Below are 12,213 nucleotides of genomic sequence, written 5' to 3'. Positions count from 1 at the left end.
TCGCCAACAGCGTCCGAAGAACTGGTCTGCGTCCGAAGAACCTAGCGCTATAGGCCACAGTTCTTCGGACGCTGGCGGTTTGTTCGGACGCTACGAGGTGCCCGGCTTGTCGGAGAGCCGCGAGACGAGGAAGTCGACCCGTTCCTCCTGCAGGGCCTGCGGAATCCGCCCGCTGCCCGCGAGCACGGCCATCCCGTGCACCGCGCTCCAGACGACCTCCGCGGACAGTTCGCGCCGGTCGTCGTCCGGCCGGAAGCACGCGACGAACTCGTCGAAGCAGGCCCGCATCGACTTCGGTGTCTCGTCACTCGCGAACTTCAGGTCGGTCGGCAGCACGAACATCGCCTGGTACACCGCGGGTCGCGTGCGTGCGAAGTCCAGGTACGCATGGCAGACCGTGCCCAACGACTTCCCGCCGGCCTGATCAGGGGCCCCCTCCCGCGCGTCCCGCAGCTGAGCGGCGAGCTGCTCGAACCCGTCGAGCGCGACGGCGCTGACGATCCCGTTCTTCCCGTTGAAGTGCGAGTAGAGCACCGGCTGGCTGTACTCGACGCGGTCGGCCAGCCGGCGCGTCGTCACCGCCTCCCAGCCCTCGGCCTCCGCGAGCTCCCGCGCGGCCGTGACGATCAGTCGGTGGCGGTCGGCCCGTTCCCGTTCCCGGCGTTCGCTGACGGCGTTCATGAGCAGATTCTAGCACTGCTAGACATTCTGTCGAGGATAGGGTTATCGTCGCTACATCATCTAGCAGTGCTAGCAAGTTGAGGAGCAAGTCATGATCATCACCGTCGCCACCGTGCTCGCGGGCCTCCTGGGCCTCGGCATCATCTTCATCGGCGTCAACGCCATCCGGGCACCGCGGGTCGTGGCCGGCTTCGGCATTCCGCACACCCCGACCGAGGACCCGACCATGCGCTCGTGGCTGTACGTCAAGGCGGTCCGCGACATCGCCACGGGGCTCTTCCTCTTTCTCCTGATGATCGCGGCGACACCCCAACTGCTCGGCGGCTACCTGCTGGTGGCGGCCCTCATCCCGATCGGCGACGCGCTGATCGTCCTGCACAGCAAGGGCCCGAAGGCCGCCGCGTACGGCGTCCACGGCGCCACCGCCGCGGTGATGGTCGTCGTCGGGGTGCTGCTGCTCGTCGGCTGACTACGAGCGACGCGCGATCAGGAGCTGGTGCGTGTCGGGCCAGTCGACAGGATCGCCGTCGGGGGTGGTGAGCGAAGCGACCGGCGCGATGCGGTTGGTGATCACCCAGTTGTTGCGCCAGGGCTTGGACGACGGGTCCAGCGTGAAGCCGGCCGACTGGGCGATCGTGGTCCAATCGGCGAAGGACAGACCGCAGAACTGCTCGTGGGTCTCGCTGAGCCAGTTGTCGGCGTAGTCCTTGCGGGTCAGGAAGTCCATCGCGTCGGCCAGACGCAGGACCGGGTGGCGACCCTGCAGCGTGTAGGCGAAGGGGACTCGCGCGTTGCGCCGGAAGTCCTGCGCGAACTGGAAGAACCGGGCCCGTGTCGACAGCGTCCGCACGTGCGCCGCCGGATCGGCCAGGGACTCGAGCTCGACCGGCTCGGCGTTCACGCCGTCCGAATCGTCAAGCGCCAGTACGACGGGCCGATCGGGCTCCGCCGGCCCGCAGACGTCGGAGTTGATCCAGACCCCGCCGGGCGCCGTGTGTGCAAACAGCCCGTCGACGAAGCGCTGCACGGTCTCGGCGCGCGAGCCGTCGGCGTACGACCAGATCTCGTGGGTCAGCGCGAGCGTGAGCGTGGTGTCGATCGAGCGCGGCGGGAAGACGGCCGCGCCGAGCATGTTGCGCTGGTAGAAGTAGACGTTCGGGTTGTCGAAGAAGCGCTGCTCCTTCTTGTGCACGCACTCGGCGTACAGGTGCCGGGCGACCTCGACGCCGATCAGGTCGGACTCGTGGAAGCGCGGGTCGCCGTCGACCAGCTGCAGCGTCGCGCCGGTCGCGCAACCGATGTCGAGGATGCGCCCGGGACGGACGAAGTCCTTGATCTGCGCCCATTTGCGGTCCGCCGCCGTCTCGAAGGCGTCGGCGTACGTCTTGTAGTCGCGGGTCGTCGTCAGCCCGCCGTCGTCGCCGACGACCGGGTCGTTCACGCAGCGCCGGACCTGCGCGTCCAGCCGGTACCGGTCGAAGACGTCGACCGTCGCGGGATGCGCCAGCGACCGCCACTCATCGTTGCCTGCAGCAATCATCAGCAGGACGTCCCACGGTCGCGCGACACCTTCGGGCTCGACCCCGATCACCTGGTACCCAAGGCGTTCGTACAGCTTCGCGACCTCCGGCGTCGAGCACGCGACGACCGTGTTCTCCGGCGACAGGCGGACGGCGTCGTCGGTGCCCGCCTCGATCGCCTTCACCGTCACCTCGGCGAAGTCGTCGGTCGGCGGCGTGTCGGTCACGCCCACTACCAGCGACCGCAGCCCGGTCGCCATGCTGAACCGCTCGATCGCGGCCTCGCGCCGGTCGAACGGGATCGGGTTGCGCTTGGTGGTGTGGTGGTTGGACGACGTCACCGCCCAGACGACCGTCGTACCGGCCGGGGCCGCCTCGCGCAGGAAGTCCGCCTGGTACGCCGTCAGCACGTGGTGCCGGCCCGGGAAGAGCAGGTACACGATCAGTCGGTCTCGGTGGTGATGTCCGGGTGCGCGTCCCCGTCGGTGCGTTCGCGGATCACGTACGTCGGCCGGCCCATCGAGCCCGAGTGCAGGCGGCCGACGTACTCGCCGAGGACGCCGAGGGCGAGCATCTGGGCGCCGGAGAACAGCGCCACCATCGACGCGATCGTGGTGAAGCCCGCGACCGTGGTCGCGCCGACGGCGTACTTGTAGATGATCACGCCGAACAGCCCGACGCCGAAGACCGCGCAGATGAAGCCCAGGTAGCCGACCAGGCGCAGCGGTTCGGTGGAGTAGCCCGTGATCAGGGTCAGGGCGTGCTTCATCAGCATCCAGGTCGTGTAGTTCGACCGGCCCTCGGCGCGGTCCTCCATCCGGACCGTGGTCTGCGCGATCCGTGTGGTGGACCACGACAGCGCCACGTCCACCGACGCGTGCGGGCCGTCGAGCCCGTCGAAACCGTCCCGCAGGAAGGTCCGGAAGGCGCGGAACGCGCTGATCGACTTCGCGTTCTGCACCGACAGCGTCGAGGCCATCGCGGCCTTCACCATCCGGGAGGAGAAGGACCGGACGACGCCGTGCTCCTCCTCCTTCGGTACGCCGTACACGAGGTCGACGTCGTCGGTCAGCGCGGCCAGCAGCACCGGGACCTGGTCGGCGGGGTGCTGGAGGTCGTCGTCCATCGTGACGACCACCTCGTACTGCGCGCTGCGGACGCCGGCGATGATCGCGTTGTGCTGCCCGTAGTTGCGGGCCAGGCGCAGGGCGCGGGTCTCCGGGTACTTGTTCGCCAGCTCGCTCGCGACCTGCCAGGTGTCGTCCGGGCTGCCGTCGACGACGAGCACGATCTCGAACCCGGTGGTCGCCTCCGGCAGGACGTGCGACAGGTCCTCGACAAGGCGCGGGAGAGTCTTGGCGGACCGATAACATGGCACGACGACGGAGACGAGCACTGCTTGCCCTTCTGAAGACGAGGCGGCGGGGCATCCGCCGCTGTGATTATCCCACTGCTGAGAGGCACTGCCATTTCCGTCGACCTCGCCGCCGCGACGCGCCTGCCGGCCAAGCTCCTCGGCGACCACCGCGTCCGCTACCTGATCGTCGGCGCCGGCACGAACGTCCTGTACTTCGGCCTGTTCTGGCTCGGCTGGCACCTGTTCGAAGGCACCCTGCCGTACCTGGTCGTCACCGCCCTGGCCAACTTCGCCACCGCGGTCGTCGTGTACCCGGCGTACCGCACCTTCGTCTTCAACTCCACGACAGGCTGGCTCCAGGGCTTCGCCAAGTTCTACACGGTGTACCTGTTCGGCCTCGCCTGCTCCCTGATCGGCATGCCACTCCTGATCGAGCTCCTGCACCTCCCCGTCCTGCTGGCCCAGGCCCTCGTCATCCTGCTGGTCCCCGTGGCGAGCTACCTCCTCCACCGCTTCTGGACCTTCCGCGACGCTTCCCACACCCCAGTTGATGCGTAGGTACGCCCCGAAGTTGTCCTGCACGACGAAGAAGGCCCCGGACCGTGACGGTCGGGGCCCTCTTCGTACGTCGGGTGTTTACAGAACGTCCCAGGTCAGCGGGGTGCCCTTCGGGGTGTCCTGGCGGAACTCGCGGCCTTCGACCGACGCGAAGGCGTCCGGCGGGAGGCCGCCGGCCGGGCGGACCGAGCGGACGTTGTCGGGGGCAACCTTTTCGCCGGCCTTGACGTCGCGGGTGACGTACAGGGAGCGGCGGAAGCGGAGTACGTTCTGCTCGGCCTGCTTGGGGCCGACGATCGGCTCGCCGAGGGCCTGCTGGGCGACCTTGGTGCCTTCGACCAGCGCCTTGACCTCGTCCGGCTCCAGCGAGAACGCGGAGTCGACACCGCCGTCGGCGCGCGACAGCGTGACGTGCTTCTCGATCACCGTGGCGCCGAGCGCGACGGCGGCGATCGAGGCGCCGATGCCCATCGTGTGGTCGGACAGGCCGATCTGGACGCCGAGGGCGTCGCGCAGGACCGGGATCGAGCGCAGGTTCGACTGCTCCGGCGGCGCCGGGTAGCTCGCGGTGCAGGACAGCACGACGATCTGCTCGTTGCCGGTCGAGCGGGCCGCGCGGACCGCCGCGTCGATGTCCATCAGCGTGGCGGAGCCGGTGGAGATGATGATCGGCTTGCCGGTCTCGGCCATCCCGCGGACCAGCGGCAGGTCACCGATCTCGTTCGAGGCGACCTTGTACGCCGGGACGTTCAGCTTCTCCAGGAAGTCGATCGCGGTCGGGTCGAACGGCGACGAGAAGGCCAGCATGCCGAGCGAGTTGGCCAGCTCGAAGATCGGCTCGTGCCACTCCCACGGGGTGTGCGCCTCCTGGTACAGGTCGTACAGCCGCGCGCCGCCCCACAGCTCGTGCTCCGACGGCAGCCGGAAGGCCGGCAGGTCGACGTCGAGGGTGATCGTGTCGGCGGTGTAGGTCTGCAGCTTCAGCGCCTGGACGCCGGTCTCGGCCATCGCCCGGACGATGTCCTTGGCCCGCTCGAGGTCGCCGTTGTGGTTGCCGGACATCTCGGCGATGACGAACGGCTGGTGCTCCGGCCCGACCGGGACGTCACCGAAGTTGATGGTGGAAGAGGCGCTCATGAGTTTCCCTTCGGCTTGCGCCGGTTGTTCTTGTTCAAGCTGATCGGCAGCACGGTGATCTCGCGGCCGTCGGAGTAACGGGTCTCCGGCTCACCCTCGACGAACCGGAACCGCCGGTTCATCTGCCGGACGACGGCGTTGTGCTCCAGCACCTCGCCGTACAGGTCGTCCAGTCCGAGCTCGTCGAAGGCGTAGCCGGTGGCTTCCTTCATGACCTCGATCCAGGCCGGCAGCGTCTCGCCCCGTTCGGCCAGCCCCTCGGCGTCCAGGAAGAACCCCCAGGCGCCGGTCTTCGGCGAGCCGTCCAGCTCGAGGTCGAAGAAGTTGACCACGCCCGCGGCGACGCCGTCGCGTTCGTAGATCAGCACCCGGCGGGTCGGGTCGACGCTCGCCTTGGCCCACCAGCCGAGGTGCTCCTCGGCGGTGATCTCGTGGGAGTTGATGCTGACGTCGCGGTTGGGCTGCTGGTTGCGCAGGTCCCGGATGATGTCGACGTCGCCGTCCGTGGCCGTGCGCAGCACCTGTTCCGCCCTCTCGTGTCCACCGGTGGGATCGGCCACCACGGTACCGGCTGCGGCCCACCGCCAGCGATCCGGTCGCCAGACGCAGATCGTGTGGACCGATCACCGCCGGTTATGGCGTCAGTCGGCGGCCAGCTGCAGGGCGATCACCAGCTCGGCGACGACGGCGGCCAGCCCGGCGTACAGCCAGCCCGGCCGGGGCTTGCCGCGCGAGCGGAGGAAGGTCGCGAGCAGCGCGACCGGCAGGGTCAGCAGCGGCCCGAACAGCGCGAGCTTGAACGGCAGCTGACCGTACGCGCAGGTGCCGGTCGTCGCACCGCCCGTGCACGGGGAGGTCGGGGTCAGGGCCAGGATGCCGAAGAAGACGGTGACGCAGCTGCCCAGCAGGAGCCCGAGCAGGCCGAGCGCCGTGACGATCGATCGCATGGCGCGGACAGTAGCCGTTGAGCGGTTCGACGTCTTCAAAGCCGGCGCCGGGTGTGTAACTATCTTTCGAACCCGTCCCGCAGAGTAGTCGGAGAGTGACATGAGAGCCTGGCGTGTGGTCGGAGTCCTCGGTGTGGCCCTGGGAATGCTGGTCGGCGGTCTGACCGGTACGGCGTCCGCCGCGCCGAGCAGCGGCTGCACAGCCGACCCGAAAACGCCCCTGCGTCAGTTCCGGGCCAGCTGGATCTCGTCGGTGGTCAACATCGACTGGCCGTCGCGGACCGGTCTGACCGCGGAGCAGCAGAAGGCCGAGCTGCTCACCTGGTACGACGACGCCGTCCGGCAGCACCACAACGCCGTCGTACTCCAGGTCCGCCCGACCGCCGACGCGTTCTGGCCGTCGGCCGTCGAGCCCTGGTCGCAGTACCTGACCGGTACACAGGGCGGCGATCCCGGCTACGACCCGCTGGCGTTCGCCGTGGCCGAGGCGCACAAGCGCAACCTCGAGCTGCACGCCTGGTTCAACCCGTACCGGCTCTCGATGGGCACGAACCTCAACGCGCTCGTCCCGACGCACCCCGCGCGCCAGCACCCCGACTGGGTCGTCACGTACGGCGGCAAGCTCTACTACAACCCCGGCATCCCCGCGGCCCGCAAGCTGGTCGAGAGCGCGATCATGGACGCTGTCGGCAAGTACGACATCGACGGCGTGCACTTCGACGACTACTTCTACCCGTACCCGGTGGCCGGCCAGGTCTTCGACGACGCGGCCACCTACGCGCAGTACGGCGGCGGCTTCGCCACCCTCCAGGACTGGCGGCGCAACAACATCGACCTGCTGATCCAGGAGCTGCAGCACCAGATCAAGGCCGCCAAGCCGTGGGTGAAGTTCGGCATCTCGCCGTTCGCCGTCTGGCGCAACAAGGCCACCGACGCCGAAGGATCGGACACGACGGCCGGCGTCCAGACGTACGACGACCTGGCGGCGGATACCCGCAAGTGGGTCCGCGAGGAGTGGATCGACTACATCGTTCCCCAGGTCTACTGGGCCGGCGGCTTCGCGCCCGCGGACTACAACAAGATCGTGCCCTGGTGGGCCGACCAGGTCCGCGGCACCGACGTGCACCTCTACATCGGCCAGGCGACGTACAAGGTCGGTACGTCGACGCAGTCGCCGGACTGGGCCGACCCGGCCGAGCTGAGCGACCACCTGGCGTTCAACAGCACCATTCCCGAGGTGAAGGGCGACATCTACTTCTCCGCCAAGGACGTCCGCGCCGACCGCCTCGGTGCCACGAGCCTGCTGAACAGCACCTGGTACACCCGGCCCGCACTGGTCCCGGCGATGCCGTCGCTCGACGCCCGCCCGCCGCTCCCGGTGCACGCGCTCAAGGCCTCGCGCACCGCCGCCGGTGTGAAGCTGGACTGGCGGGCGACCTCCAACGACACCACGTCGTACGCCGTCTACCGCCGCGACCTGCTGGCCGGTGACTGGTGTGGAGACAACGACGCCCGCAACCTGGTCGCGACGCTACGGGCCACCAGCGGTCAGCAGACGTGGACGGACACGACGGCTGCTGCCGGACGCCACTACATCTACCTGGTCACCGCACTGGACCGCACCTGGAACCAGAGCGTCCCACTGCCCGCGGCGGTTCTTCGGTAGGGAGCAATACTGGAGGACGTGGACGCCGACCTGACCCGCAGCGCCCAGGCTGGAGATGTCGCAGCTCTGGGAACGCTGCTGGCCAGGCACCAGGCCGGCATGCGCGCGGTAGCAGTCAGCCTGCTGGGCAACAGTCCTGACGTCGAGGACGTGCTGCAGGACGCAGCGGTCACAGCACTCCGCCGGATCGGCGACGTCCGGCAGCCGGATGCCGTCGGCGCCTGGCTGCGGATGATCGTCCGCAACGCCTGCCGGACCCGGCTGCGCAGTACGACGTACCCGCTGTCGGTCGACGAGGTGGCACTGGCTTCGCTGGATCTCACCCCTGAGCAGGCGCTCGACCGCCACGCCCTGCGCGACTGGATCTGGTCGGCGATGGACGAGCTGCCGCCGCAGATCCGGCTGGCGATCATGCTTCGCCACTTCAGCACCAGCGTCACGTCGTACCAGCAGATCGCGGACGCCTGTGGCGTGCCGGTCGGTACTGTCAGGAGCCGGCTGAGCCTCGGGCGCGCCCGGCTGGCTGAAGCGCTGCTGGCCACGGCCGACACCGCTCACAGCGACGCCTCACAGCTGATGGCGGCCAGCGAGCGAGAGGCGCGCGAGACGCTGGCGGCCGCGGAGCGTGGCGAGTTCCCGGCGGTGCTGGCCGAGCGCTGGTCACCGGACGTCGCTCTGCTCAGTGGTCCGGAGCCGATCGTCGGACACGACTTCCTCAACCGGGGCATGGACTCCGACCTGACTGCCGGGGTCCGGCAGCGGGTCCGCCACGTGGTGGCGAGCCGGGACCTCGCGGTGTGGGAGATGGACCTGCTCAACGCGCCCGACAATCCCGAGCACTGCCCGCCCGCGGTGACCTGGCTGATGTCCCTGCGGGACGGGCGGGTCCAAGAGCTCCGGTTGTTCCATGCGGACCGTGTGGCCGGCCTCACAGCGCAGCCGGTGAACTAAGGCCGTCGTTCTCCGTCTTGCCGGCATGACAACTCACACCATCGAGGTCGACGGCATCACCCAGCGCTACCACGTGCACGGCAGTGGACCGACCCTCGTCGCCCACTCCGGCGGCCCGGGGATCAACTGGGAGTACCTGCGGATGCCCGTCGTCGAGCAGCACCTGCAGGTCGTGTACGTCGAGCCGGTCGGCACCGGCGACTCCGGCCGGCTCCCGTCCCACCCGCGCGGCTACGTCCGGGACCGGTACGCCGACCGGCTGGCCGCCGTGATCGACGACCTCGGCGTCGGCCCGGTGTACCTCATCGGGCACTCCCACGGCGGGTTCGTGGCCCAGCGCTTCGCGCTGCACCACGCCGACCGGCTGGCCGGCGTCGTCCTGTACGACAGCGCTCCGGTGACCGGACCGGAGTTCGGCGAGGAGGCCGGCCGCAACTTCGGCGCGTTCGCCGCCCGGAAGGCCGGCAACCCGGCGCTGCCCGAGGTGATGGCCGTCGTCCAGGCCATCGGCAGCATCAGCAACGACGAGGAGTTCGCGAAGGTTGCCCGCGGCATCTTTCCGGCGTACCTGGCCGACTACTGGGGCCCGCGCGAGCAGGAGTTCGCGACGCTGAGCGCCGGCGTGGGCGGGACCTACGTCGAGGCGGTCGCCGCGGACGGTACGCCGGAGACGATCGACGACCGGCCGCTGCTCGGCGGGCTCGACCTGCCCGCGCTGGTGATCGGTGGGCGCTTCGACCCCATCTGCGGGCCGAGGTGGAGCGAGGAGCTCGCCAAGCTGATCCCGGGCGCCGAGCTGGTCTTCCTGGAGCACAGCGGCCACTTCGGGCACCTCGAGGAGCCCGAGGCGTTCGCGGCCGCGGTCACCAAGTTCGTGAGCAGGACTAGCTGATCGGGGTGGAACCGGCGCCGACCCGTGGCGGGTAGAGCTGGTAGACGCGCACCGTGCCGGACTGGAAGCGCAGTTCGGCCAGCTTCTCCAGCTCTTCCGGCGCCGGGTTCACCCGGTCGTCGGCGAGCAGCCAGCGCACGCCGTACTGCGTGCGCAGGCGGTCCAGCACCTTGCGGGTCGGAGCGGTGAAGGCCTCGTCGTTGACCTTCAGCTTCTCCTGGTCCCAGAACGGCCCGTACGACGCCTCGGTCGAGCTCTTCACGTCGTTCGCCTTCGCGGTGTACGACCAGCCCTCGACCAGCACCCGGCGTTCGGCGTACCCGGGAATCCAGAAAGAGCCGGTGTGGCAGCGCGGACCGGTCGGGGCGTGGCAGTGGATGTTGGTCGCGATCAGGTCGTCCGGCCCGGACTGGCGGCGGATGAACCGCGCCGCTTCGATCCCACCGGGCGCGATCGAGTCGTACGCCGTCTGCGGCGGGAACGCGAACTGCCGCAGGCCGACCACCGTCGGAGACACGGTCAGCCCGAGCAGCGCGCAGACGGTGATCACTCCCCAGGTCCGCAGTGAACGCTTCCGGAGGCTCACGCCGAGCACGACGATGCCCGCCGCGGTGAGGATCAGAGCGGCGATCAGTGGAGCGGAGAAGATCCGGTCCAGGCAGCTGGTGTCCTGGCAGTCGCGGATCAGCGTCTTGGTCTGGGCCCTGCCCATGTAGATCGCGGCGACGCCGATGGCCAGGGCCGGACCGACCACCAGGTACTGGCGGCGCTCCAGCGAGGCAAGACCCCACGCGGCGAGCAGGACCCCGTAGGCAAAGGCGGTTCGGACGAAGAAGACCTGAGCCTGGCTGTACTGGTAGAGCAGGCTGGTGGCCGCGACGGCTCCGATCAGCCCGGCCAGCAGGAAGACCACCATCGGGTCGCGCGGGAGCCGGCGCTTGATCAGCAGTGCGCCTACCGCCGGCATCAGCCAGCCGATCACCACGGCCGCGGTCACGATGAGCAGCACCGAGCGGCCGACCGGAACCGACGGGTCGATGCCGCGCAGCATGCCGTCCAGCATGGTCCGGTAGGTCCCGGCCGGCTTGTACCGCACGCCTTGGCTCGCACCACGCAGTACGACGAAGAAGTTGAAGGCGTACGTCGCGGCGACGGTCAGGCCGAGGACCAGCGCGCGCAGGTTGAGGCGACGGGCCTTGATGGTCAGGTAGATCCACGCGGCGGCCAGACCGGCGCCGTACACGGGGAGTGCGGTCGCCTTGCTGATCGAGAGGACGCTGATCAGGATGCCGGCCACCAGGAACAGTCCGGCGAGGTGCTTCCTGGTCTGGCCCGGTGGACGCCGCACGAGCTGAGCGGTGACGGCGATCAGCGGCAGCATCAGCACGGTGGAGAAGGCCTGGGTCGTGCTGATCATCTGCCCCATCGACAGCGGGCTGTCGTGGTACAGGGTGTGGGTGACCGTCCAGCCCCACGGTCCGAGGTCGCCGGCGAGCACAGTGAGTCCGGCGGCGATCGGTGCTGCGACTGCGCGACCGGTGAGGACCATGCCGACGGCGGCGGCGCCGAGCGTTGTCAGCAGCAGGAACGCGAAGGGGACCACCCGTTGGGTCAGAACGTCCAGCTCGATGCCGGTGATCCAGTGCGCCGACGCGATGTGGTTGAAGGCCATCCAGTGGTATCGCAGCGGCTCTCCGGCGACGTACGGGACCTGCGGCGGGAAGTGGTGAGTCAGCTCGGCTGCCAGCGACAGCTGGAACGGGGAGTCCGAGTTGGGGCGCAGGGCCGCCGGTCCGTCGAGCGGGATGAGCCGGGAGCCGACCCGGACGAACCAGGCCGCGACCACCCCGGCCACGACCATCACACCGGCCACCGACCACCAGGGGGTCGGTTTGGTGGAGCGCGTCGTACTCGGCACGGCCAGGAAGAGTCCGAGCGCCAGGGCGGGCATCACCAGTGCCGCGAGCGGGATGTCGAGCCAGCGGCCGAGCGGGTAGATCAACACCTCGCAGGCCAGGCCGAACGTCGTACCGAGCACCGCGTCGACGGCGAACCAGCCGGAGCCGCCGGTCAGGCGCCGCCAGAACATCGTCCCCGGTACGGCGAGCACCACGAGGAAGTAGGCCAGGTACGCCGCCGCGACCCACGGCGGATGGGCCTGCAGGCCGACGAACCAGCCCAGCGGCAGCACCGGCAGACTCGCCAGCGCCGCCACCGACATCGCCCGGCCCGGTCGGCTCACCCCGTACTCCCTCCGCTGTTCCTGCACACGGAGAGAGACCCGTGGGCGACCAAAAGTTCTGCCCCAACGGTAGTCGGCCCCAAAACGTCACCGCCGAGCCGTTTACCCCGTCGCAACAGCCGCTTACCCTGAGTGAAGACCCGTGACAGGGAGGCATCATGCTCGCTCAGCACATCGCCGGCTTCCCCGTAGAAGAACTCCTCCTCGCCGCCACCGCCGCAGCCGCTCCCTTGCTGGCCCTCCTCGGATGGGAGATCAGAGA

Annotated in this window: 12 protein-coding genes; 5 read left to right on the top strand and 7 right to left on the bottom strand. The window is 69.3% G+C overall.

Annotation, left to right across the window (positions count from 1 at the left end; genetic code table 11):
• Nucleotides 1-90: 90 nt before the first annotated feature.
• Complete coding sequence (locus tag ABD235_RS21370) at nt 91-681, bottom strand: TetR/AcrR family transcriptional regulator (protein ID WP_344176681.1); 591 nt, start codon at nt 679-681, stop codon at nt 91-93.
• A gap of 91 nt (nt 682-772) precedes the next feature.
• Here ABD235_RS21370 and ABD235_RS21365 point away from each other — a divergent pair, with 91 nt between their 5' ends.
• A complete protein-coding gene (locus tag ABD235_RS21365) occupies nt 773-1,150 on the top strand; it encodes a DUF4267 domain-containing protein (protein ID WP_344176678.1) in 378 nt (125 codons plus the stop codon).
• Here ABD235_RS21365 and ABD235_RS21360 read toward each other — a convergent pair whose 3' ends face one another.
• Together ABD235_RS21360 and ABD235_RS21355 are read right to left on the bottom strand one after the other, a co-directional pair.
• Nucleotides 1,151-2,641: a class I SAM-dependent methyltransferase gene (locus ABD235_RS21360; protein WP_344176676.1), complete on the bottom strand. Its 1,491-nt coding sequence runs from the start codon at nt 2,639-2,641 to the stop codon at nt 1,151-1,153.
• 2 nt (nt 2,642-2,643) lie between these two features.
• The gene (locus ABD235_RS21355; protein WP_344176674.1) at nt 2,644-3,597 is read right to left on the bottom strand and encodes a glycosyltransferase family 2 protein; all 954 of its coding nucleotides are present in this window, start codon (nt 3,595-3,597) and stop codon (nt 2,644-2,646) included.
• Between the two features lie 42 nt (nt 3,598-3,639).
• On the opposite strand from ABD235_RS21355, the gene ABD235_RS21350 reads away from it, so the two are divergent.
• On the top strand, nt 3,640-4,116 hold the full coding sequence (locus ABD235_RS21350; RefSeq protein WP_344176672.1) for a GtrA family protein: 477 nt from the start codon (nt 3,640-3,642) through the stop codon (nt 4,114-4,116).
• Between the two features lie 78 nt (nt 4,117-4,194).
• On the opposite strand, the gene pseI is transcribed toward ABD235_RS21350, so the two are convergent.
• The 3 genes from pseI to ABD235_RS21335 form a co-directional block, all read right to left on the bottom strand.
• Nucleotides 4,195-5,253 (bottom strand): pseudaminic acid synthase, encoded by a 1,059-nt coding sequence (pseI, locus tag ABD235_RS21345; RefSeq protein WP_344176670.1) that lies wholly within the window; start codon nt 5,251-5,253, stop codon nt 4,195-4,197.
• On the bottom strand, nt 5,250-5,774 hold the full coding sequence (locus ABD235_RS21340) for a GNAT family N-acetyltransferase (RefSeq protein WP_344176668.1): 525 nt from the start codon (nt 5,772-5,774) through the stop codon (nt 5,250-5,252). Before ABD235_RS21340 ends, pseI begins: the two co-directional genes overlap by 4 nt.
• Before the next feature lie 120 nt (nt 5,775-5,894).
• Nucleotides 5,895-6,200: a hypothetical protein gene (locus ABD235_RS21335; protein ID WP_344176666.1), complete on the bottom strand. Its 306-nt coding sequence runs from the start codon at nt 6,198-6,200 to the stop codon at nt 5,895-5,897.
• A gap of 100 nt (nt 6,201-6,300) precedes the next feature.
• Between ABD235_RS21335 and ABD235_RS21330 the strand changes: the two genes are divergently transcribed.
• The 3 genes from ABD235_RS21330 to ABD235_RS21320 are packed head-to-tail and all read left to right on the top strand — an operon-like array spanning nt 6,301 to nt 9,709.
• The gene (locus ABD235_RS21330; protein ID WP_344176663.1) at nt 6,301-7,866 is read left to right on the top strand and encodes a glycoside hydrolase family 10-like protein; all 1,566 of its coding nucleotides are present in this window, start codon (nt 6,301-6,303) and stop codon (nt 7,864-7,866) included.
• A gap of 18 nt (nt 7,867-7,884) precedes the next feature.
• Nucleotides 7,885-8,817: an RNA polymerase sigma factor gene (locus ABD235_RS21325; RefSeq protein WP_344176660.1), complete on the top strand. Its 933-nt coding sequence runs from the start codon at nt 7,885-7,887 to the stop codon at nt 8,815-8,817.
• Nucleotides 8,818-8,842: 25 nt separating this feature from the next.
• On the top strand, nt 8,843-9,709 hold the full coding sequence (locus ABD235_RS21320) for an alpha/beta fold hydrolase (RefSeq protein WP_344176657.1): 867 nt from the start codon (nt 8,843-8,845) through the stop codon (nt 9,707-9,709).
• On the opposite strand, the gene ABD235_RS21315 is transcribed toward ABD235_RS21320, so the two are convergent.
• Nucleotides 9,702-11,951 (bottom strand): hypothetical protein, encoded by a 2,250-nt coding sequence (locus ABD235_RS21315; RefSeq protein ID WP_344176655.1) that lies wholly within the window; start codon nt 11,949-11,951, stop codon nt 9,702-9,704. The genes ABD235_RS21320 and ABD235_RS21315 overlap by 8 nt on opposite strands.
• Nucleotides 11,952-12,213 lie beyond the last annotated feature (262 nt).

The organism is Kribbella lupini (assembly GCF_039529595.1).
Classification (GTDB): Bacteria; Actinomycetota; Actinomycetes; order Propionibacteriales; family Kribbellaceae; genus Kribbella; species Kribbella lupini.
This window is presented reverse-complemented; position numbering and strand designations above follow the sequence as displayed.

Excerpts from the sequence above, each read along its gene's own strand:
- ABD235_RS21370 (WP_344176681.1), bottom strand. The coding sequence starts at position 681 with ATGAACGCCGTCAGCGAACGCCGGGAACGGGAACGGGCCGACCGCCAC.
- ABD235_RS21365 (WP_344176678.1), top strand. The coding sequence starts at position 773 with ATGATCATCACCGTCGCCACCGTGCTCGCGGGCCTCCTGGGCCTCGGC.
- pseI (WP_344176670.1), bottom strand. The coding sequence starts at position 5,253 with ATGAGCGCCTCTTCCACCATCAACTTCGGTGACGTCCCGGTCGGGCCG.
- ABD235_RS21335 (WP_344176666.1), bottom strand. The coding sequence starts at position 6,200 with ATGCGATCGATCGTCACGGCGCTCGGCCTGCTCGGGCTCCTGCTGGGC.
- ABD235_RS21330 (WP_344176663.1), top strand. The coding sequence starts at position 6,301 with ATGAGAGCCTGGCGTGTGGTCGGAGTCCTCGGTGTGGCCCTGGGAATG.
- ABD235_RS21320 (WP_344176657.1), top strand. The coding sequence starts at position 8,843 with ATGACAACTCACACCATCGAGGTCGACGGCATCACCCAGCGCTACCAC.